This is a genomic window from Orbaceae bacterium BiB (genome assembly GCA_036251205.1).
Lineage (GTDB): Bacteria > Pseudomonadota > Gammaproteobacteria > Enterobacterales > Orbaceae > Orbus > Orbus mooreae.
Map to the genome: position 1 here is coordinate 2,334,646 of CP133958.1, position 23,769 is coordinate 2,358,414.

17 protein-coding genes and 4 tRNA genes are annotated in these 23,769 nt (G+C 35.9%); 13 read left to right on the plus strand and 8 right to left on the minus strand.

Annotation, left to right across the window (positions count from 1 at the left end; translation table 11 throughout):
• Nucleotides 1-86: 86 nt before the first annotated feature.
• The 3 genes from RHO11_11040 to codB all read right to left on the minus strand — a co-directional run bounded on the left by RHO11_11040 (nt 87) and on the right by codB (nt 3,437).
• A complete protein-coding gene (locus RHO11_11040; GenBank protein ID WVD61010.1) occupies nt 87-836 on the minus strand; it encodes a MipA/OmpV family protein in 750 nt (249 codons plus the stop codon).
• Nucleotides 837-915: 79 nt separating this feature from the next.
• On the minus strand, nt 916-2,193 hold the full coding sequence (locus tag RHO11_11045) for a cytosine deaminase (protein ID WVD61011.1): 1,278 nt from the start codon (nt 2,191-2,193) through the stop codon (nt 916-918).
• Between the two features lie 2 nt (nt 2,194-2,195).
• A complete protein-coding gene (codB, locus tag RHO11_11050; GenBank protein WVD61012.1) occupies nt 2,196-3,437 on the minus strand; it encodes a cytosine permease in 1,242 nt (413 codons plus the stop codon).
• A 292-nt stretch (nt 3,438-3,729) separates the two neighbouring features.
• On the opposite strand from codB, the gene glnS reads away from it, so the two are divergent.
• The 10 genes from glnS (at nt 3,730) to nusG (ending at nt 13,080) form a co-directional block, all read left to right on the plus strand.
• On the plus strand, nt 3,730-5,388 hold the full coding sequence (gene glnS, locus RHO11_11055; GenBank protein WVD61013.1) for a glutamine--tRNA ligase: 1,659 nt from the start codon (nt 3,730-3,732) through the stop codon (nt 5,386-5,388).
• A 189-nt stretch (nt 5,389-5,577) separates the two neighbouring features.
• Nucleotides 5,578-6,381: a tRNA cyclic N6-threonylcarbamoyladenosine(37) synthase TcdA gene (gene tcdA, locus RHO11_11060; GenBank protein WVD61014.1), complete on the plus strand. Its 804-nt coding sequence runs from the start codon at nt 5,578-5,580 to the stop codon at nt 6,379-6,381.
• A 298-nt stretch (nt 6,382-6,679) separates the two neighbouring features.
• Nucleotides 6,680-9,358 (plus strand): bifunctional acetaldehyde-CoA/alcohol dehydrogenase, encoded by a 2,679-nt coding sequence (gene adhE, locus RHO11_11065; protein ID WVD61015.1) that lies wholly within the window; start codon nt 6,680-6,682, stop codon nt 9,356-9,358.
• Between the two features lie 666 nt (nt 9,359-10,024).
• Nucleotides 10,025-10,100 (plus strand) — tRNA-Thr (locus tag RHO11_11070).
• Between the two features lie 40 nt (nt 10,101-10,140).
• Nucleotides 10,141-10,225, plus strand: a tRNA-Tyr gene (locus tag RHO11_11075).
• A 135-nt stretch (nt 10,226-10,360) separates the two neighbouring features.
• Nucleotides 10,361-10,435 (plus strand) — tRNA-Gly (locus RHO11_11080).
• Nucleotides 10,436-10,437: 2 nt separating this feature from the next.
• Nucleotides 10,438-10,513, plus strand: a tRNA-Thr gene (locus RHO11_11085).
• A gap of 272 nt (nt 10,514-10,785) precedes the next feature.
• On the plus strand, nt 10,786-11,970 hold the full coding sequence (gene tuf / locus RHO11_11090; GenBank protein ID WVD61016.1) for an elongation factor Tu: 1,185 nt from the start codon (nt 10,786-10,788) through the stop codon (nt 11,968-11,970).
• Nucleotides 11,971-12,131: 161 nt separating this feature from the next.
• Nucleotides 12,132-12,533 (plus strand): preprotein translocase subunit SecE, encoded by a 402-nt coding sequence (secE, locus tag RHO11_11095; protein WVD61017.1) that lies wholly within the window; start codon nt 12,132-12,134, stop codon nt 12,531-12,533.
• Nucleotide 12,534: 1 nt separating this feature from the next.
• Nucleotides 12,535-13,080, plus strand: a complete 546-nt coding sequence (gene nusG, locus RHO11_11100) for a transcription termination/antitermination protein NusG (GenBank protein ID WVD61018.1) — start codon at nt 12,535-12,537, stop codon at nt 13,078-13,080.
• A 145-nt stretch (nt 13,081-13,225) separates the two neighbouring features.
• On the opposite strand, the gene RHO11_11105 is transcribed toward nusG, so the two are convergent.
• A complete protein-coding gene (locus RHO11_11105) occupies nt 13,226-14,512 on the minus strand; it encodes an NAD(P)/FAD-dependent oxidoreductase (GenBank protein WVD61019.1) in 1,287 nt (428 codons plus the stop codon).
• 242 nt (nt 14,513-14,754) lie between these two features.
• Here RHO11_11105 and RHO11_11110 point away from each other — a divergent pair, with 242 nt between their 5' ends.
• From RHO11_11110 to RHO11_11120, 3 genes are read left to right on the plus strand one after another with little or no spacing between them, the layout of a single operon-like run.
• Nucleotides 14,755-15,723, plus strand: a complete 969-nt coding sequence (locus tag RHO11_11110) for an efflux RND transporter periplasmic adaptor subunit (protein ID WVD61020.1) — start codon at nt 14,755-14,757, stop codon at nt 15,721-15,723.
• A complete protein-coding gene (locus RHO11_11115; GenBank protein ID WVD61021.1) occupies nt 15,708-16,856 on the plus strand; it encodes an ABC transporter permease in 1,149 nt (382 codons plus the stop codon). The genes RHO11_11110 and RHO11_11115 overlap by 16 nt, the downstream gene beginning before the upstream one ends.
• Nucleotides 16,856-18,022, plus strand: a complete 1,167-nt coding sequence (locus tag RHO11_11120; protein ID WVD61022.1) for an ABC transporter permease — start codon at nt 16,856-16,858, stop codon at nt 18,020-18,022. The genes RHO11_11115 and RHO11_11120 overlap by 1 nt, the downstream gene beginning before the upstream one ends.
• A gap of 212 nt (nt 18,023-18,234) precedes the next feature.
• On the opposite strand, the gene thrC is transcribed toward RHO11_11120, so the two are convergent.
• The 4 genes from thrC to RHO11_11140 all read right to left on the minus strand — a co-directional run bounded on the left by thrC (nt 18,235) and on the right by RHO11_11140 (nt 23,573).
• Entirely contained in the window at nt 18,235-19,524 is a 1,290-nt protein-coding gene (thrC, locus tag RHO11_11125) for a threonine synthase (protein ID WVD61023.1), read from the minus strand.
• Nucleotides 19,525-19,571: 47 nt separating this feature from the next.
• On the minus strand, nt 19,572-20,507 hold the full coding sequence (thrB, locus tag RHO11_11130) for a homoserine kinase (GenBank protein WVD61024.1): 936 nt from the start codon (nt 20,505-20,507) through the stop codon (nt 19,572-19,574).
• Entirely contained in the window at nt 20,508-22,964 is a 2,457-nt protein-coding gene (thrA, locus tag RHO11_11135; protein ID WVD61025.1) for a bifunctional aspartate kinase/homoserine dehydrogenase I, read from the minus strand. It abuts the gene before it with no gap.
• 279 nt (nt 22,965-23,243) lie between these two features.
• Nucleotides 23,244-23,573, minus strand: coding sequence for a hypothetical protein (locus tag RHO11_11140; protein ID WVD61026.1), 330 nt, complete (start codon nt 23,571-23,573; stop codon nt 23,244-23,246).
• Nucleotides 23,574-23,769 lie beyond the last annotated feature (196 nt).

A 23,769-nucleotide genomic window follows, 5' to 3' on the forward strand; every position in this document is an offset into this window, starting at 1 on the left:
AAAATATCCGAGTTTACTAAATTAGCTTGTCGGGTATGGTGATTAGAAATATAAGTTACTCAACAGGTGAACTCATAAAAGTCAGCTTAGAAGCTGTAGTTGATACCTGCAAATACACTTGGTACAGTACTGTTTGCGATCATTGGGCTATTTTTAGCATCGCCTGTCAATTTATCGATTCTCACACCAGCGTATGAACTAAAATGTTGAGTAATTGCATAGCTACCGACTAATGAAACGTAAGGCGTAAATGAGCTTTTGGCATCATGATAAGCAAGACCCGAACGCATTGATTCTGCATGAGATACGCCATAATAATAATCATTATGTTTATCGTTTGCCCAAGTAAAGCCAACTTTAGGCACGATTGCCCATTTATCACCAGTAAATTTGTAGCTATAACTTGCACCAATGATAACACTATTACTTTCATCTAAAATATCAGCACCAATACCTGTCGTAAAATTACCAAATTGCGTTGATATTGAGTATCTTGCTTCAGCTAGTAGTGTTGAATGTCGTTTGTTAAGCTGCTTCATTTGATAATTATCACTATCTTTAGGTTTAAATTCAAAAGGTAGATAGCTTAAACCAAGAGAAACTTTTTGATTATTATCATTATAGACATAAGCTCCAGCAGTAAAATTATTAATGAAGAATACGCCATTATCAAAAACAATACTTGGTAGCGGATAGTATACAGAACCATACCCTTTGTATGGTGAGTCGGTCCAACTAGCACCAAGGCCAATTGAAGTCGGTTGTGCCTGTGCGGCAAAAGATGCCACAAGTAACGATGGGGCGATCGTAGATAAAGACACGATATGCTTATTCACTGATAACTCCTATTCTTTAAATTAATGATGAGACATTCTCACTATGGTTATTATAGAGGATTTAAAAATAATTTTCTATTTACTTGTAATTGATTGTTTTTTCTCCATCCTGAATAATATAATGCTTTGCTTGCTCTGTTCTGGCTATGATTTTACCATGACGTATTGAATAGCTAATTGGGGTTTGTCGGCGTAACGCATCAAAACCATTTTTAGCTGGTAGTATAATCAAATTAGCTTCTTTACCTGTTGCAATACCATATTTATGGTTAGCTAGATTGAGAGTTTTAGCACTATTTGTTGTAATTAATTTAATTCCTTGATTAATTTGTTCGTAGCCCATTAACTGACAAACATGTAATCCCATATGTAAAACTTGTAACATATTAGCGGTTCCAAGCGGATACCAAGGGTCAAAAACATCATCATGCCCAAAACAGACATTAATATTCGATTCCAATAGCTCTTTGACTCGAGTAACTCCACGACGTTTAGGGTAGCTGTCAAAGCGTCCTTGTAGATGGATATTAACTAATGGATTGGCAACAAAATTGATGCCTGACATTTTTAATAATCTAAATAATCGTGATGTATAAGCGCCATTATATGAGTGCATTGCAGTCGTATGACTAGCGGTAACTTTATCGCCCATTTGATATTTATGTGCTAATGCTGCAACAGTTTCAATAAAACGTGATTGTTCATCATCGATCTCATCGCAATGAACATCAATAAGACGTTGATATTTTTGTGCTAATTCAAAAATATAATGTAGCGAATCGATACCATATTCTCGAGTAAATTCAAAGTGAGGTATCGCACCGATAACATCAGCACCTAATTTTACAGCTTGTTCTAGTAACTCCTTGCCATTTGGATAAGATAAAATCCCTTCTTGTGGAAAAGCGACGATTTGTAGCTCAATCCAAGGCGCAATCTCTTTTTTAACTTCTAGCATTGCTTTTAATGCTGTTAATGAGGGATCTGATACATCAACATGTGTTCGTACATATTGGATACCATTCGCAATTTGCCACTGTAACGTTTTTAATGCTCTGGATTTTACGTCATCGCAAGTTAACATCGATTTTCGTTCCGCCCAACGTTCTATACCTTCAAACAGTGTTCCTGATTGATTCCATGATGGTTGCCCAGCAGTTTGTGTCGTATCCAAATGAATATGTGGTTCAATAAATGGTGGAATAACGAGTCCACCATCAGCATCTAGTGCATCATGAACAGAATTAGACTGTGCTGAAATATTACCAAATAAGCCGTTATTTATCTCAATTTGCCATAAACCATCTTGGTCTGGTAAACGAGCATTCGTTATTGTAAAAGTTGTCTTATTATTCATTTTCAGCCTCGAGTTAATCTCATTTTTCGTTCAATCAAAGTAATAATTATATAGCTTATTGCACTACCTAGCACGGAATTAATCGGTACAACACCTGGTAAATATTTAGCGCAGATAATACCGATTACGACGGCAATAATTGCAACCCAGTTAATTTGTTGCCGACTACCATTAGCTAGAGCTTGGTAACGTTTTCGATTCATCATGTAATCGGCAATAATCACTCCTCCAATTGGAGGTATTGCAGTGGATAGAAATGTCAGCCAATCGACAAAATTATTATATAGCCATACGGCACACAAAGTCCCAATTAGGCCATTAAGCATAGACATGGTTTTACTCGATAGCCCCGTAATATTTGACATTCCAAGACCGGATGCATACAAGGCATTGTCATTTGTTGTCCAAATATTTAAACCCAATACAATGATAGCGGGTATGAGGAGCCCTTGTGCAATCATGACATCTGAAATATCGGCTTGACCAACTGAAGCAGCGCCGGCTGCACCAAAAATAAACATCAGTGAGTTGCCTAATAAAAAACAGATAATGGTAATAATAAAAACATGTCTAGCTCGTTTACCAAAACGCACAAAATCTGCGGTAAGTGTTCCTGCGCTAATAAATGAACCTACGACAATTGTTAATGCTGTTGCAAAAGAGAGTGGTTGGCTTGGGGTGATATTAATTAATGCATGTAGTCCTCCCGCATCGTTCACGGCAACCCAAACGGAATAACAGCCTAAAATACCAATCGCCGGAACGGCTATTATTGATAGATAAAGCAGTGCTTTTATACCTTCAAAAGCAACCGTAACCGTCATTAAAAAACCAAATAATCCAATCAATAAATATTCATTAATTCCTGTTGCTTTACTTACTGGAAATGCAAACATAGCCAGTCCCACACCAAACCAACCAATTTGTGTACCAGCTAATAAGAAAGAGGGTAACCAAGAGCCTTTTAAACCGAATGAAAAACGTGCTAATAAGTGAGTCGAAAATCCGGTCTTTGCACCTATATAACCAAGTGTCGCACTATAAATTCCTAACAATAAATTACCAATAAAAAGGGCAAAAAAGAAGTTCTTAAAAGAGAGACCAGTACCAAGTGTACCACCCGCCCACATACTCGCTGAAAAAAAGGTTAAGCTTAGCATGATAAAAGTGAGCGAAATAATGCCGCGTTTAGCTGATTGAGGAACAGCTTCTTGACTAAAATTATGATCTTTTGCATTTGCCATAATGAGTTCATATATCCTTATCAATAAAAAAATTCGCGTCATTATAATTATTTTTAACTAATAAACTACTAGTTAACATTTTGATAAATATTAATTCATTGAAATATTAGTAGTATTATTTTTGAGACAAATAAATTAATGTCTGAAAGACTAAATTAAAGGGGAAATTCATTAATAATGATAATTCATGACTAATGACATTCACGAATAACAAAAAATTTGTTATATTCATTAGTAAATTGGTTAAAGTTAAGCTTTACCGCAAAGTAATTAAAACATTTAGGGGAATTTTATGAGCGAAGTTGAGGCTCGTCCAACAAACTTTATCCGTCAAATAATTGATACTGACTTGTCTGAAGGTAAATATAAGACTATTCAAACTCGTTTTCCACCAGAGCCTAATGGTTATTTGCATATTGGTCATGCTAAATCGATTTGCTTGAATTTTGGTGTAGCGCAAGATTATCGTGGTAAATGTAATCTACGTTTTGATGATACAAATCCAGTTAAAGAAGACATGGAATATGTTGAGTCTATTAAGCAAGATGTTGAATGGCTTGGTTTTCACTGGGATGGCGATGTACGTTATTCTTCAGATTATTTCGATCAACTCTTTCATTATGCGATTGAATTGATTGAAAAAGGGTTGGCTTACGTTGATGAATTATCGGCTGATGAAATTCGTGAATATCGCGGTACGTTAACTCAAGTCGGTAAAAATAGCCCTTATCGTGATCGTTCCGTCGATGAAAACCTAGCATTATTTAACAAGATGAAAAATGGTGAATTTGCTGAAGGTAAGGCATGTTTACGTGCTAAAATTGATATGGCATCACCATTTATTGTGATGCGAGATCCGGTCTTATATCGAATAAAATTTGCTAGCCATCACCAGACTGGTGATAAATGGTGTATTTATCCGATGTATGATTTTACTCACTGTATTTCAGATGCTATTGAAAACGTGACTCATTCTCTGTGTACTTTAGAGTTCCAAGATAACCGTCGTCTATATGATTGGGTATTGGATAATATCACTATTACAGCTCGCCCACATCAGTATGAGTTTTCACGTTTAAATCTTGAATATGCCATTACATCTAAACGAAAACTCAATTTATTAGTGAGTGAAAAAATTGTCGATGGCTGGAGTGATCCACGTATGCCAACAATATCTGGTATGCGTCGACGTGGTTATACTGCTGCGGCAATTCGTGATTTTTGTCAACGAATAGGGATCACTAAACAGGAAAATATGGTCGAAATGAGTACACTTGAGTTTTGTGTACGTGAAGATCTTAATGAAAATGCACCACGTGCGATGGCAGTGCTTGATCCAGTTAAAGTGGTCATTGAGAATTTTTCTGATTCATTAGATGAAATATTAACCATGCCAAATCACCCGAATCGACCTGAACTCGGTCATCGTCAAGTCGCATTTACTCGTGAGCTTTATATTGATCGTGCTGATTTTAGGGAAGAGGCTAATAAAAATTATAAGCGTCTGGTATTAGGTAAAGAAGTTCGTTTGCGTAATGCTTATGTTATTCGCGCAGATCGTGTTGAGAAAGATCGCAACGACAATATTACAACCATTTATTGTACTTATGATCCAACGACACTGAATAAAAATCCTGAAGATGGACGAAAAATTAAAGGTGTAATTCATTGGGTATCGGCAAAATTTGCGTTGCCGGCTGAAATTCGTTTATATGATCGTTTATTTAATACGCCAAATCCTGGTGCTGCTGAAGACTTTTTAGCAACAATTAACCCAGATTCTTTAATTATAAGACAAGGATTTGTTGAACCAAGTTTACGTAATTGTACTGCGGGCTCTGCTTACCAATTTGAACGAGAAGGCTATTTCTGTTTAGATAGTAAATACGTTACTGACGATAAACTCGTTTTTAACCGTACTGTTGGATTACGCGATAGTTGGAGCGAATAAATTCGTGAATCTTGATGAAAAAGCCGCTATTCAGCGGTTTTTTTACTATAATGACATGTTACAGCAAGATTTTAACGAATAGTCAATAATAAAAGTGAGTTAGTTAATATATTCTGTGATTTTAAGATGGTAAACTAATTCAATAGCGCAGTTTATATTTTATTAAATCTTAAGTATCGAATGAATTTTATGGTCTTTTCTGAATCTTATTATCAGCGTTTTAGTGGTATTGCTCGTCTTTATGGTGAGCAAGCACTAACTCATTTTTCTCAATCTCATGTTTGCGTGATAGGTATTGGTGGTGTTGGCTCTTGGGCTGCTGAGTCTTTAGCTCGTAGTGGTATTGGTCATATTACCTTAATTGATATGGATGATGTCTGTGTTACAAATACCAATCGACAGATCCATGCACTTAAACAAACAATAGGGCAGGCTAAGACAGAAATTATGGCAGAAAGGATCTTACAAATTAATCCTGAATGTAACGTCAATTGTATTGATGATTTTATTAATGCTGAAAATGTCAGTGAGTACTTAGGAACTAAAGAGCAGCCTAAATACCACTTTGTCATAGATGCGATTGATTCTGTTCGTGATAAAGCGGCTGTTTTAGCATATTGTCGGCGTAATAAACTAAAACTCATTACAATTGGTGGTGCGGGTGGTCAAAAAGACCCAACTAAAATTCAGATTACTGATTTAGCCAAGACAGTACAAGATCCATTAGTGGCTAAATTACGAGAAAGATTAAAAAATCAGTATAAATTGACAAAAGATAGTAAAGGTAAATATGGTATTCCTTGTGTATATTCAACAGAACAACTTACATATCCCGCATTAAATGGCGAAGTCTGTTTGAATAAGAATCAAGCTGAAGGACCTAAAAAGATGGACTGCGCATCGGGGTTTGGGGCAATTACAAATGTAACTGCAACATTTGGCTTTATTGCAGTAAGCTATGTATTAGATAAATTATTAAATGTACAAAACTAACTTTACTAGTCATAAATATATCAATTAATCGTACAGTAAATAAGCTATTAATATAGTGGGTGGTTCACCTTGAAATTTAATTATTTGCCTACATAACTTACATAAATATAAATTGTGATAACTTTTACGATTTGTTTATTGAATCAAAATATAAACTGATTTAGGATAGTATCATTCGTCTAATTTTTATCATGTATCAAAATAATAAGAAAAAAATACATAGCAACAAACCAGCAAAGACGACAAGATTTGGACTTAAACTTTAAATTTAAATTTTCAAATTAGGAGATAGTAAATTATGGCAGTAACTAATTTAGCTGAGTTGGATAAGCTACTTGAGCGTGTAAAAAAAGCACAAGAAATCTATGCAACATTCACTCAAGAGCAAGTCGATAAAATTTTTGTTGCAGCAGCAACTGCAGCCGCGGCAGCTCGTATACCTTTAGCGCAACAAGCTGTTGCTGAATCAGGTATGGGGATTGTTGAAGATAAAGTGATTAAAAATTTATTTGCGGCTGAGTATATTCTTAATGCTTATCGTCACGAAAAAACATGTGGTGTGATTGCAGAAAATGAAGCTGGTGGCACAATTACTTTAGCTGAACCTCTTGGCATTATTTGTGGGATCGTACCAACAACCAACCCAACATCTACAGCAATATTTAAATCATTAATTAGCTTAAAAACCCGTAATGCGATTGTCTTTTCTCCGCATCCACGTGCTAAAAAATCAACCATTGAAGCAGCTCGAATTGTGCTTGATGCAGCCGTTAAAGCTGGCGCACCAAAAGATATTATTGGTTGGATCGATGAACCATCAATTGAGCTATCTAATGGCTTAATGCATCACCCCGATGTTGCAGCAATTTTAGCAACGGGTGGACCAGGTATGGTTAAAGCAGCTTATAGTTCTGGTAAACCAGCTTTAGGTGTTGGTGCCGGTAATACGCCTGTAGTTATTGATGAAACGGCAGATCTAAAACGTGCAGTTGCCTCTGTATTAATGTCAAAAACATTTGATAACGGTATGATTTGTGCTTCAGAACAGGCGATTGTTGTTGTTGAATCAGTCTATAATGAAGTTCGTCGTTTACTTGGTGAATATGGTGCTTATGTACTTAATGCACAAGAAACTAAAGCTGTGCAGGGGATTATTTTAAATGATAAAGGCGCATTAAATGCCAATATCGTTGGTCAACCTGCTGTAAAAATTGCTGAAATGGCTGGTTTAAAAGTGCCTTCAGCCGTTAAAGTATTAGTTGGCGAAGTGAGTAAAGTTGATTTATCTGAACCTTTTGCTCACGAAAAACTTTCACCAACGCTTGCTATGTTTAAAGCAAAAGACTTTAATGAAGCTGTTGATAAAGCAGAAAAATTGGTTGAAATGGGTGGCTTAGGTCATACATCTGTACTTTATACTGATCAAGATACTAATCGTGATCGTATTGCTCATTTTGGTAGCAAAATGAAAACTTGCCGTATCTTAATTAACCAACCTGCTGCTCATGGTGGTATTGGTGATTTATATAACTTTGATTTAGCGCCATCGTTAACGCTTGGTTGTGGATCATGGGGTGGTAACTCTGTATCTGAAAACGTGGGTCCAAAACACTTAATCAATAAAAAAGTTATCGCTAAGAGAGCAGAAAATATGTTATGGCATAAATTACCAAGTTCTATTTATTTCCGACGTGGTTCATTATCTGTTGCATTAAATGAAGTGATCGATCAGGGCGCTAAACGTGTATTTATTGTTACTGATAAATTCTTATTTAATAATGGTTACTCAAAACAGATCTCTGATCAATTAGAAGCAAAAGGTGTAATTTGTGAAATATTCTTTGATGTAGAAGCAGATCCTACATTAAGTATTGTTCGTAAAGGTACTGATGCTATGCTTTCATTCAAGCCTGATACTATTATTGCATTAGGTGGTGGTTCACCAATGGATGCGGCTAAAATTATGTGGGTTCTGTATGAACATCCAGAAACTAAATTTGATGAGCTTGCATTACGTTTTATGGATATTCGTAAACGTGCATGCCATTTCCCTCATATGGGTGAAAAAGCGAAATTAATTTGTGTAACAACAACTTCTGGTACTGGTTCTGAAGTAACACCATTTGCTGTTGTGACTGATGATGCGACAGGTCAAAAATACCCATTAGCTGATTATGCAATTACTCCTCATATGGCAGTTGTTGATGCGAATTTAGTAATGAATATGCCGAAATCGCTATGTGCTGCTGGTGGATATGATGCTGTAACTCATGCTTTAGAAGCGTATGTTTCTGTTATGGCTAATGAGTTCTCTGATGGACAAGCATTACAAGCATTAAGTATGTTAAAAGCTTACTTACCAGCTAGTTATAGAGAAGGAGCTAAAAACCCAGTTGCTCGTGAAAAAGTACATAGTGCTGCTACGCTTGCAGGTGTTGCGTTTGCTCAAGCATTCCTTGGCGTTTGTCACTCAATGGCTCACAAAATTGGTGCTGCGTTCCACATTCCACATGGCGTTGCAAACGCAATGTTAATTTCAAATGTGGTTCGTTTTAATGCAACAAATAAACCAACTAAACAAGGTACATTCAGTCAATATGGTCATCCACAAGCGATCCAGCGTTATGCTGAAATTGCTGACCTTTTAGGTTTAACAGCTTCTTCTGATAATGCAGAGAAGAAAGTTGAGAAATTACTTGGTTGGTTAGATCAATTAAGACTTGATCTTGAAATTCCATTATCTATTAAAGATTTTGGTGTTGATGAGAAAACGTTCTTAGCACAAGTTGATCAATTAGCTGTTGATGCATTTGATGACCAATGTACTGGTGCAAATCCACGTTATCCATTAATTGCTGAATTGAAACAAATTTTACTTGATACCTATTATGGACGTGCTTACCAAGATAAAGGTGATATCAGTGAAGATGTTGCAATTAACACTGCACCAAAAAGTAAACCAGCAAAGAAAAAATAGTTTCTAATCTGTAAAATATTATGCAAAGGCCTCAGTTATCTGGGGCTTTTTTATATATAAAGATTATGTTATTTAATCTGAAGACATAAAAAACATAGATTATTCTGAGTTTTTATTCGTTGTATTTTATTCTATGCGTTTATAAATGGCTTTATCCAGTTTTAAAACTAAGATGCTTCTCGCTATTTGTAATGATTAAATTACGCAATATAAGCGATTTTAAGAGGTGTTTTACGTTTGGATATACAATTAATACCAATATTGGAAAAGATTTTTTAGTGAATATTTCTGATTAGCATAAATTTATTTAGTATAAATTGATTAATATTGCGGCATAAAGATAAAAAGCAGTAATTAATTTTATTTAATCTTCGCTATTTTTTTATGAAATTATCATTAAATTCTCAATTTTTTGGTTAAAAAATTTCATATAGACTATCTAAATTATGTGATTTTGTACTTATTTTGAGCTATTTTTCACTTTTACTTTTATAAATTATTGAATCAATCTAAAATCGTTATTTTTCAATATCTTTGGTGATTTTTTTGGATGATTTTAGGGCCTGTGAAGTCATGGAAATGTTTTTTTTTTAAGCAAACAAAATAAAAATGTTTTTTTTCGCTTGCCAATGGTGGTCAATATGCCCTACAATGCGCAGCACTTAGGCCGGCTTAGCTCAGTAGGTAGAGCAACTGACTTGTAATCAGTAGGTCGCCAGTTCGATTCCGGCAGCCGGCACCATTTATCCTAAGTGAAGTAGTAAAAGTGAGTTTGAATTCGGGGTGGGGTTCCCGAGCGGCCAAAGGGAGCAGACTGTAAATCTGCCGTGTCACACTTCGAAGGTTCGAATCCTTCCCCCACCACCATTATTCATCCTAGTTTATGAATTAATTTAAAATAGAATTAAATAGCCAGTTCTATTTTATAGCAGGTTAACTGAATGTAATTAGTATAAAGTTAATTTATTATCAAAACATTTAGATAGCAAAAAGTTTGAACATGCGGGCATCGTATAATGGCTATTACCTCAGCCTTCCAAGCTGATGATGCGGGTTCGATTCCCGCTGCCCGCTCCAATGCTGATATGGCTCAGTTGGTAGAGCGCACCCTTGGTAAGGGTGAGGTCGGCAGTTCGAATCTGCCTATCAGCACCACTTCTTTATTTTCCAAATTCTAACTTAGCTTAAATCTTTTTGTTAACAATAACTTTAAATTTCTTACTTATTTGATAATTAACATAAATTATTTGTTATCTTCCTGACTATAAAACTTGTAACAGGGTAGGTTTATCTGATATTATTCAGAGCTGATTTTTTAAGTCAGTATTATTTACTTGTTTTGGCTATCAATTAGTCAATAAAAGTATATAATGCTAGGTTAATGTGGTGATAGTACACCGATTTGTATTACATTAGAGGGACAATCAATGTCTAAAGAAAAATTTGAACGTAAAAAACCCCACGTTAACGTAGGTACAATCGGCCACGTTGACCATGGTAAAACAACTTTAACAGCGGCAATTACAACAGTACTTGCTAAAAAATACGGCGGAAGTGCACGTGCATTCGATCAAATCGATAATGCACCAGAAGAAAAAGCACGTGGTATTACAATCAATACTTCACACGTAGAATATGATACCCCGACTCGTCACTACGCACACGTAGACTGCCCGGGCCATGCTGACTATGTTAAAAACATGATCACAGGTGCGGCACAAATGGATGGTGCAATTTTAGTAGTAGCGGCGACAGATGGTCCAATGCCACAAACACGTGAGCACATTCTATTAGGTCGTCAAGTAGGTGTTCCTTACATCATCGTATTCTTAAACAAATGTGATATGGTTGATGACGAAGAGTTACTAGAATTAGTAGAAATGGAAGTGCGTGAGCTTCTATCTCAATACGATTTCCCAGGTGATGATACACCAGTTGTTCGTGGTTCAGCGTTACAAGCGTTAAACGGCGTACCAGAGTGGGAAGAGAAAATTGTTGAATTAGCAGGTTTCTTAGATTCTTATATTCCAGAGCCAGAGCGTGATATTGACAAACCATTCCTATTACCAATTGAAGACGTATTCTCAATTTCAGGTCGTGGTACAGTAGTAACAGGACGTGTAGAGCGCGGAATCATCAAAGTTGGTGAAGAAGTTGAAATTGTTGGTATCAAACCAACGACTAAAACGACTTGTACAGGTGTGGAAATGTTCCGTAAATTACTAGACGAAGGTCGTGCTGGTGAGAACGTAGGTGTGTTATTACGTGGTACTAAACGTGAAGATATCGAACGTGGTCAAGTATTAGCGAAACCAGGTTCAATCACACCACATACTGATTTTGAATCAGAAGTGTATATTTTAAGTAAAGAAGAAGGCGGACGTCATACTCCATTCTTCAAAGGTTACCGTCCACAGTTCTACTTCCGTACAACTGACGTGACAGGAACAATCACATTACCAGAAGGCGTAGAAATGGTAATGCCAGGCGATAACATCAAGATGGTAGTATCATTAATTCACCCAATCGCGATGGCAGACGGCTTACGTTTTGCGATCCGTGAAGGTGGACGTACAGTAGGTGCAGGTGTTGTGGCTAAGGTTATTAAATAATTATTTATTTAATAACACGATAAATGATGAAGGGTATCTAACGATGCCCTTTATTATCTTGTTGGTTGACAGTTTATTTAGTAAAATGTTTTTTGTTATAAATAGAGTATTTTATAAAGTATATTATTATTCAATAAGATAAAATAAATAATGGGTTTTGTATGAGTATTGTTAGCGATAATCAAGAAACAAGTAAATTATTTGATAGATTTAAGTGGTTTGTTGTTTTAGTTTTAGTGGCTTTGGTAGTATGGGGTAATTTTTATTTTGCAGAACCTAATGCGATTTATCAAGTAGGTACTGTTATTCGTGTTATTGTCGTTGTTATTATCTCTATTTTGGCATTATTACTTGCAATGACGACTTTAAAAGGACGTAATTTTATCAACTTTGCTAAAGAATCTCGAGTTGAAATGCGCAAAGTTGTATGGCCAACAAGAAAAGAAACAGTACAAACTACATTATTAATCGCTGTGATAACCATTGTGGTTGGTCTATGTTTATGGGGGGTTGATACATTTTTCCTCTGGGGTATAACCAAATTAACAGTGTTAGGACATTAGAATGACTGAAGCTCAAAAAAAGCGTTGGTATGTAATCCAAGCTTACTCTGGCTATGAAGCGCGTGTTGCTCAATCTTTACGTGAATATATTAAATTACATAATATGGAAGATTCTTTTGGTGAAGTTCTTGTACCAACAGAAGAAGTTGTCGAAATGAAAGGCGGACAACGACGTAAGAGTGAGCGTAAATTCTTCCCAGGTTATGTATTAGTCGAAATGTTAATGAATGATGCAACTTGGCATCTCGTTCGTAGCGTTCCTCGTACGATGGGATTCATTGGCGGTACATCAGATCGTCCTGCGCCTATCTCTCAACGAGAAGTTGATGCTATTATGAATCGTTTACAGCAAGTTGGTGATAAACCACGTCCTAAGACTATGTTCGAACCGGGTGAGTTGGTTCGTGTGAATGAAGGACCATTTGCTGACTTTAATGGTGTGGTAGAAGAAGTTGACTATGAAAAGAGCCGCTTAAAAGTATCTGTATCTATTTTTGGTCGTTCAACGCCAGTAGAGCTTGATTTTAGCCAAGTAGAGAAAAGCTAATATAATAACCTTATATAGTTATGTTAAAAAACCGAGTATTGCTACTCGGTTTTTTTTAATTAATCTAATTAATTTGTTGTTTATCCATTATAGAATACTAAAAACTACCTGCATAATGGCTTATACAGGCAGTGACTGGATTGGATTAATCCATATTGACCGTTGTGCGAGCTGTACGATATACCTTATTAGCTCGTATTAATCGGTAAGTTTTAAAAATACCGAATAGCGCGACTTGATGAAAACGATATAACATTTTATAAATACAAGATGCCATCCAGCCTTTAACGCCCATCTGATTTTTACCGATAGTTGTGACAACACCTTGAGCAGTATTGGCTAATGAAATAATCGTTCCTTTATTATTATATGCAAAGGTTGATAATTTATTACCATTTACTAATGCAATAAGGTTTTTAGCACATATGGATGCCATTTGATGAGCTGCTTGAGCCGTTGCTGGTGTGAATCCACCCTCTGGTTTAGCGCTGCATGCACAGTCTCCGATCGCAAAAATAGCATCATCACGAGATGTTTGTAGAGTTGGTTTTACGACTAATTGATTTGCTCGATTGGTTTCTAATCCGGCAATATCTTTTAGAAAATCAGGCGCTTTAACACCGGCTGTCCACATCATAATGTCAGCGGGAATTGGATCTTGTCCTTCCGGATAGAAGTGGTTCTCATCCGCTTTAACAATTTTAGTATTCGTTAAAACAGTTGCACCAAACTCTTCTAATTTTAGTTGAATATTTTTACTCGCATCTTCAGGAAGCGCAGGCAAAATACGATTAGCAGCTTCAATTAGCGTAATATTAAGTAACGATGGCTCTAATTTATCAAATCCATAGCTACCAAGAGTTTTAACCATACTAAATAGCTCTGTCGTTAATTCAACACCGGTTGCACCAGCACCAACGATAGAAATATTTAATTTCTCTTTTTTCTCAATTCCAGATGAAAAACGGAAGAAAGTTGATAAAATCGATTTACGGAACTGTTTTGCTGAATTTTGATCATCAAGGAAAGTACAGTGTTCTTTAACACCAGGTGTACCAAAATCATTTGATGTACTACCTATCGCCATAACTAATAAATCATAGCTAATATCGGTCTTAGGGAAAATAATCTGATTTTGACTATCAACAACATCATTTAGCTGAATTGTTTTATTTTCGCGATCAATATTAAGTAATTGACCTTGTTTAAACGAGAAATAATTATGTTGTGCGTGAGCTAAATAATTTACGTGATCAAGTTCATCATTCAAGGTACCTGTTGCGATTTCATGCAGTAATGGTTTCCAAAGATGATTGGTATTTTTATCAACCAGCGTAATTTTTGCTTTACCTGATTTACCCAGCTTTTTTCCTAATTGAGTTGCTAGCTCTAACCCGCCAGCACCTCCCCCGACAATAACAATTTTTTTCATATCATAAAACCTCATTAGATTAATTAATAATATCATACTAAATAAGTCGGTTTTTATCTAACGAATTTATTAAATAAGTAAAAAATATTAGCTAAATAAAATAGCGCACAATTTATTATGGTAATTTAATTATCTCTTATGTAGAATACGCTATCTTTATATGAAGTGATTCAATCGTTTGTATCATTATTATTTAGCCTAAAAATTATCCTTATCTTATTTCTAATCACACAAAATTTATTATGAATAAAAAAATATTTGCTGTAATTGTGCTTATTGTTATCACTATTTCACTAACGATTCTCATCCGTGCACATAATAGTCAACTGATTTTACAAGGTGAGGTCGATGCACCAAGTGTAAATATATCTTCTAAAGGCCATGGTAGGGTAAAACTCATTCATGTCAACCGAGGTGAGGATATTAAGTTTGGTGATACATTAATTACATTAGAGAGCCCAGAATTATTAGCTCAAGTTAAAGCTGCTGAAGCGACAAGAGATCAAGCAAAGGCTCAGCTTGAATTATCAGAGAATGGAACTCGTGAAGAGAGTATTCGCCACTATCAAGCATTATTGGATCAATCGAAAGTAAATTATGATAATGCTTCAAAAGAGTATGAACGTAATCAAGCTGTATCTAATAAAGGTTATGTTTCCCAGTCTGCATTGGACAGTGCTTTAAAAGCGAAAAATGCGGCTTATCAACAAGTTTTATCTGATCAGGCGAATTTGGATCAAGCTTTACACGGTGACCGTGTTGAACAGCGAGAAATTTATCAAGCTCAGTTACAGCAGGCTGAAGAGAATTTAAAACAATTAACAATTCAATATGAAGATTTAGTGGTGAAATCGCCAATTGATGGCGAGGTTGGTTCAATTTCAGCTGAAGTTGGTGAGCTCTTTAATGCCAATAGTACATTATTAAATGTGACTCGATTATCTCAAGTTTACTTTATTTTTAATATTCGTGAAAATATTTTAGTCAATATTCATAAAGGCGATAAAGTCTTATTAACGATTCCTGCATTAGGCGATAAAAAAGTTGAAGCAGAAGTTCGTTATATTGCACCGATGGGTGATTATGCAACGAAACGAGCGACAAGGGCAACAGGTGATTTCGATTTAAAAACATTCGAAATTAGACTATATCCGTTAGAGTCTGTTGAAAATCTTCGTGCAGGAATGAGTGTTTTATGGACTACCGATTAGTCTCTATTGACTTTTATCAGCGTTTTAAAGAGGCATTTAATGATGAAATGTCTTTTATTTTTAAACGTTTTACTTACCACTGGTTGCTATGGATATTGCCATTAGCTATTTTCTGCTTAATTAGCAGCATTTACTCAGCAGGCGTGTTATTTGATTTACCAGTAGGTTATGTCGATCAGGATAAAAGTGAGCTGTCTAGAACCATTATTCGCGATCTTAATGCTGGCGCTCATGCCGAAATGATTAATTATGAAGACTCATTAAATGATGCAGGAAAAGCTTTAGCTAAGGTTAAGATGTACGGACTATTATATATTCCACCTAACTTTGAAGCGGATGTTTTGGCGGGTCATCATCCTGTGCCCATTCTCTATTATAATGCTTTATATTACAGTGCAGGGCTATACTCTGTACAAGATTACTCAGGCTTAATTAGTGAACTCAATAGCCAGTATCGCGGTAAGATTGCTACACTATTAGGTTTATCAATGCCTAAATTAGCGAATGCAACATTTAACTATGATGGACTGTTTAATGCAAGTGGCAACTACATGTATTATCAGCAATTTTCTGCAATGGTTCATCTGCTTCAATTATTCGTTGTATCAATGACTATTCATATTTTAGGTAAATTACCAAGAAGAACTAAGCCAAGTTATCCTTTTGTACTAGGAAAATTAGCGCCTTATACTTTGTGGTATAGTATGCTGCTTATTTTTGAAATTGCCCTACTGGTGTTGTTCTCTGAAGCACATGTATCCGGTAACCCTTTTTCGATGCTATTGGTTGGGTTTTTCTATGTTATTGCTGCACAAAGTATCGGAATACTACTCTTTAGTTATACGCGTTCAACCATAGATGCATATTCTTATATCGGTTTATTAGTTGGGTTGGCATTAACTTACTCTGGTATTGTGGTACCTGAGTTATCAATGCCGAAGATCGCCCAAATTATTTCATCTATTGAGCCGCTTACTTATGCATTAAATACTTTATTTGGTCTATTTTTAAGGCATACGGAGTCTTCTGTTGTCATAAAAACCTGCCTAATTTTAATGACTTATCCGATTATTATTACACTATTGGTTAGAAAACGTTTAGTTAAACGCCTGAAAAAAGAGGAAGTCATATAATGTTAAAAATGTATTGGGCTTCTTTTAAGCGAATTCTATTAAGATTTCTTGCTACGCCAAAATGGGCTTTGCTTCTTGTTTCAATTAGTTTAATGAGCTTGGTATATGGTAATGGTAGTATTACCAACTTACCGATAGCCGTTATTGATTTGGATCACACGCAATCAAGCCGTGATTTAACGCGAGCTTTATCAATGAGTTCGAAAATCAGTATTGTCAATTATGACAATCAGAATGATGCTTATTTGGATGTTAATCGTCGGAAGATATTTGCTGTAGTGACGATCCCCCGTAATTATGAAAAACGTTTGTTAAAAGGGGAAGCCGTTACAATCTCTGCTTATGGTGATGCCACTAGCCGTATGGCCAATGGTCAAATACAGCAAGATTTAAAAACCATTTATCAGCAAGTTATCAGTGATTATAATAGTAAAATTTTGCGTAATAATGGTTTTACCGATGCACAAATAGATAGTGTGCTAATGCCAATACAAGGTCAGACAGATCCTTTATTTAACTCTGGAATTAGTTTAACCGCGATTACGTTTCCCGGTTTGCTAGTTATGTTATTACAGCACTCACTATTAATCGCTTCAACTCGAACGCATATTGCTTTAAATACTTTACCGCAGGGTAAACCCGCTAATATTATTTTTATTGGTAGTTTATCGGCGTTACTCCCAATTTGGTTATTTTTGTCTATTGTATTATTTGGCTTATGGCCATGGGTATTAGGATATCGCCAGCTTGCTTCATTGCCCGAAATATTACTGATGACATTTCCATTTCTCTTTGCTGTGATGGGGTTATCGAAGTTACTCACAGAGTGTTTAAGACGTGTTGAAATGATCTATCTTACCTTAGCTTTTCTGACAACACCTGTTTTTTACTTATCAGGAACTATTTGGCCGTTGGATGCTATGCCGAGCTCAGTACAATTTATCTCTAAATTATTACCATCTACCTGGGCCGTTAATATGATCGCTAGTGTTAACCAAATGGGGTTAAGCATTGCTGACAATGGTTTCAATTTATTGATGCTTATTGTACTTGGTTTATTCTATTTTTCGATTGGTATTTTTATTTCAGCAGTGAGAGATGGTAGTATGCGTAAGCTTAGCCATTATCGGTATTTGCTAAAAAGAAAATCTCTTGAAGATAAGTAGGTTAGCTCTCGTTATAATATTGCTGTAATGGTGTGTTTTAGTATAAAAACAGAGTTAATAGGAAAAGTCATCTCCTAGTACTTCATTTAATTATTTCTCGTGAATGTTTCGTAAGACAATAAGAGATGGATAAGCGATAAGATGTCATTATCAACTTATCCATCATTGTTCTCATTATGCTGTAAGTGAATTAGTTACAGCATTTAGCACAATTACCATTTAAGGTTGATTAAGAAATCACGTAATTTAGCGAAGTCATCGGGCATGGTATGAGATAATAATGTCATATCTGCACGTTCAGCTAACTCTTTTGGTAATGGAATTGATCTACCTAAAATATTTTCGACAACTTCTCTAAATTTAGCTGGATGGGCAGTTCCTAAGAATAAGCCATATTCACCATCTTGTAACTCATCACGTAAAACACGATAAGCAATTGCACCATGTGGTTCAGATAAATAACCTTTCTGATCAAGTTCTCTAACGGCAGCTTTCGATTCTTCATCAGAAACTGCACCGTGCCCAAGTGATTTCAATGCCCAGCCTTCACGTTGATAAATTTCTTCAATACGAGGCCAGTTATTTGGCTGACTAACATCCATTGCATTCGATAAAGTCGCAACTGTTTTATGTGGTTCCCATTTACCAGTCGTTAAATAACGCGGTACAGTATCATTAGCATTTGTTGCCGCGATAAATCGTTTTATTGGTAATCCCATTGTTTTTGCAAGTAAACCTGCGGTTAAATCACCAAAATTACCACTAGGCACAGAGATCACTAGTTGTTCTCGTTGTTTTGGTGTCAATTGGGCAAAGGCTTCAAAATAGTAGCAAATTTGTGCCAATAATCGACTGATATTAATTGAGTTTGCGGAGTTTAAACCTATTTTAGTTTTTAGTTCTTCATCATCAAATGATTGTTTGACTAATGCTTGGCAAGCATCAAAATCGCTTTTAATCGCAATAGTATGAATATTATCACCGAGTGTACAAAATAGTTTCTCTTGTAGTGGGCTAATTTTGCCTTCCGGATAGAGAATTACGACTCGTATATTAGGGAGATTATAAAAGGCATGTGCAACAGCCGCACCGGTATCACCTGATGTCGCTGTTAGAATTGTGATTTTTTTATCGGCTGCAACTTGTACTAACGCTTGAGCCATAAAGCGGCCACCAAAATCTTTAAACGCTAATGTTGGACCATGAAATAATTCTAATGTACCAATATCTGACTCAACCGCTTTTACTGGAGCAGGAAACTGGAAGGCGTTTTTGACTAATCGTTGTACATCTTCATTACTAATTTCATTACCAATAAATGCTGATAAAATTTTGCTACTACGGGTAACAAAATCTAATTTCAATAATTCTTCAATTTCACTTGATGTAAATTTGGGTAAATTTTCTGGAAAAAAGAGTCCTTGCCCTTTACCAAGTCCTTGCTGTACTGCTTGGGAAAAACTAACTTGCTCTGAATGGTCTTTTAAATTATACAGTTTCATAATAGTGTTCCGCTCTTTGTATACTCAAATTATATCGTACAGAGCAGTTAAACTGCTCTTGCACCTTGTTTATCAATTTTACAAATATGAATGAACCCTTCATCATTTTGTAAATAATTTATTTTTAACCACTGCTCAGTTTGTTGTGCAATTTCCAGTTTATCTGTTACAACAAAGATGGTTGGTCCTGACCCTGAAATTCCAGAAGCCAGTGCGCCTAGCTCTTTAACTGCTTTTTGTGTTTCAGCAAAGTTTAGTAATAACTGTTTACGGTAAGGTTCCGCAATATTATCTTGTAGCATTGCTGCGGCAAGTTGAGCTTGCTTAGTATAGCTAGCATGAACAAAGCCACCAACATAACGACCATGAGCAACACAATCATGCTTTGGATATTGTGCAGGTAAAATAGCTCTTGCTTCTGCTGTTGATACTTTGATTCCTGGGTAAGCCATCACCCAATACCACTCTTCAAAATGAGGAATCGATTGACTAATAATCCCCATTTCATCAAGAATTAGCTGCATACCACCTAGGTAGCAAGGGGCAACATTATCATAGTGGACACTACCTGAAATTCGACCTTCAAGCTCACCCATCATGTTTAGCATCTGTTGTTCATTAAATGGTTTATCAAAATATTCATTTAATGCGACTAATGCACCAACAACTGAGCAAGCACTTGAACCTAGACCCGAACCAATCGGCATATTTTTTTCCAGCGTCATTGCTACCGGTAGTTCTTTACCCATTTTTTTACAAAAATGTTGCCAACACTGATAAACAATGTTCGCTTTAGGATCTTTCGGTAGTTTATTGACAAATAATCCCTTATTGGTCAAATGAAACGCTGGGGCTGCTTCAATCGTAATACAATCACCCAACATAACACCACTAATAGGATTAATCGCTGCACCCAAAATATCAAAACCAACACTGATATTTGCCATTGAAGCTGGGGCATATATTGTTATCTTTTTGCTCATTTAACCACCGATTTTGCTCGAAGTTGTTCGTAAAATGTCGGCAAAGACACCTGCTGCTGTAACATCATTACCAGCACCATAGCCACGTAACACGAGTGGAATTGGCTGATAATAACGCGTATAAAATGCGAGCGCGTTCTCACCATTTTTAATTTTAAATAATGGATCATCACTATCTACAGCTTGAATTTTCACACTACATTGACCATTATCAATACTACCAACATAGCGTAGGACTTTACCTGCTTGTTTAGCCTCTTCTACCCGACGTTTAAATTCGTCATCAAGTTGTGGCAATTTAGCCATAAACTCACTGACATCACCTTGTGAATAAGATGCAGGTAATACTGACTCAACGTTGATTTGTGAAAGTTCTAGCTGCAAACCCGCTTCACGGGCAAGAATCAGTAGTTTTCTTGCTACATCGGTACCCGATAGATCATCTCGTGGATCTGGTTCTGTAAAGCCTTTTTCTTTTGCCAGTATTGTTGCTTGTGATAATGACATACCTTCATCAAGTTTACCAAATATAAACGAAAGTGATCCAGATAAAATTCCTGAGAAACGAATTAATTCATCACCTGCATTTAATAAATTTTGTAAATTCTCAATAACCGGTAAACCAGCACCTACGTTTGTATCATATTGGAATTTACGTTTACTTTTTGCAGCTTCTTGGCGAAGACGTAAATAGTAATCCATTGAACTTGTATTGGCTTTTTTATTTGGCGTTACGATATGAAAACCTTTCGCTAATAGATCGGCATATTTATCGGCGACTTCAGAACTTGAGGTACAATCAACTAAAATAGGATTTAGTAAGCGGTTCTCTTTTGTAAAAGCAACGATTTCATCCAGTGTATAAGTTTGATTACTCGCTTTAATGTGTTCACGCCAATTGTTTAAATTAATACCATCACGGTTTAGCAGGCAGTGCTTAGAGTTAAACAAACCACATACACGAAGATCAATCTGCTTTTTCTTCAGCCATTGTTGTTGACGACTAATTTGATCAACCAATGCACCACCAACACCACCAACACCAACAACGAATACATCAAGGATTTGATCAGTACCAAATAACATTTGGTGAGTGACGCGAACGCCCATAACAGCAGCATCATTATCAACGACGACAGAAATTGAACGCTCTGATGAACCTTGTGCGATAGCGACAATATTGATATTAGCTTTGGCTAATGCAGTAAAGAAATTTGCCGATAGACCGCGTAAGGTTCGCATTCCATCGCCGACAACCGAGATGATGGCTAAATTTTCTATAACTTCAATTGGTTCAAGTAGATCATCTTTTAATTCAAGATAAAATTCTTCACTTAACGCTTGCTCAGCTAGTGCAAGTTCAGCTTGTGGAACACAGAAACTAATACTATATTCTGATGATGATTGAGTTATTAGAACAACTGAAATTCCAGAGTATGACATCGCAGAGAAAACCCGAGCGGACATTCCTACCATACCTTTTAAACCAGGTCCTGATACATTGATCATCGCCATATTATTTAAATTGGTGATCCCTTTTACTGGTGATGTGGTATCGACAATATTCGCGCCGATTAAAGTACCAGGAGCATCTGGATTGTTGGTGTTTTTAATTAAACACGGAATTTGGAATTGAGCAATTGGTAAAATAGTCCGTGGATGCAGAACCTTAGCACCAAAATAGGATAATTCCATGGCTTCTTGATAGGACATTGTTTTAAGTAACCTTGCATCAGGCACTAAACGTGGATCGCAAGTATAAACACCATCTACATCTGTCCAAATTTCACAACAACTTGCTCGTAAACAAGCGGCTAATGCTGCTGCTGAATAGTCTGAGCCATTTCGACCTAAAACAACCAATTCTCCTTTATCATTACCTGCAGTAAATCCAGGCATTAGGATAATGTTCTCTTTAGGAATATTAAGTTCATTAATTCTTCTTGTCGATTCATTAATATCAACGGTTGATTCAAGGTAATCACCCTCTGCAAGAAGTCTTTCTACGGGATTAATTACCGTTACATTGTGGCCTTTAGCTTTAAGTAACGCTGCCATAATTGCAATAGAGAGCTTTTCACCACGGCAAATAATTGAAGCATTAATACTATCGGGGCATTGTCCCAATAATCGAATACCATGGAAAAGTTGTTTAAGATGATTAAGCTCATTTAATGAAAAGCGTTTCATCTCTTCATAAGCAAAGTTAGGTTGTTGTTTTGATAAACCATCTAAAAGATCAGCAAATATTTTTTCAGCTTCATCAATATTATTTTGGATATCTTGTCCTGCGACCGTTTTTTCTACCATTGCAACTAAATGATTCGTTATTTTCGCTGGCGCAGATAATACCGTTGCGGTTTGCTCATGTTTGGCATTATTCTCGATAATATCAGCAACACGGAGAAAACGCTCAGCGTTAGCAACAGATGTTCCTCCAAATTTTAACACTTTCATATTGCACCCTTTTATTTGTTCATCAAAATTTAATTAATTATTTGTTTTTTAAAAAATTATTACATTACAAATCGTACATACCAAACATAAAAAAACCCGCTAATTTTGCGGGTTCTTTTGACTATTTTTTAGGAAAAGTCAACCCGCTCCGAACCTAATGGTGCCAGAGGTGCCAATAATCATTCCAATCATAATTACTGTTTTCATTTGCCTAAAATCTTCTCTCTTTGAGTAACCTAAAACAAAACAGCCTGACGTTTTAAGTCAGGCTGCAATAAACTAAAATACTTTTTTGCTATTTTCGTATTCGTTAACAACACGATTTAATGCACTATATAGACTCGCTGCATCTGCTTTTTTTAATGCATCTTCTAATATATGCAGATAAGATAGCATAAGTTTTTGATTATCTTCTGCAAATTGTGGTGATACTTCCTGATCTTCATATAACATGACATAAGTTCTAGCAAAACCAAATATCAAGAAATAGACTGCGCTATTGGCAGGATCTTCTTGTATTAGTTGTTGCATTGCTTGACGCAACTTCACATAGGTATCTGTACCCGGAAGGCTACTTGCAAATTTACTTACGACTGCAGAGAATGCCATTATTAATCAACCTCAACTTACAATATCAAGGTAAAAGAATAGCAATCACTTGGCATAAGTGCAAGTATATTTTATCGGCAAGTGAAAATTTTTTACTATCAAAGTATAAATTATGCACAGTACTGTTTTTCGTCACTACATAATAGCTTAAACACATCGAAATTTATTTAGTTATTTTTTTATCGTCAACAATGAT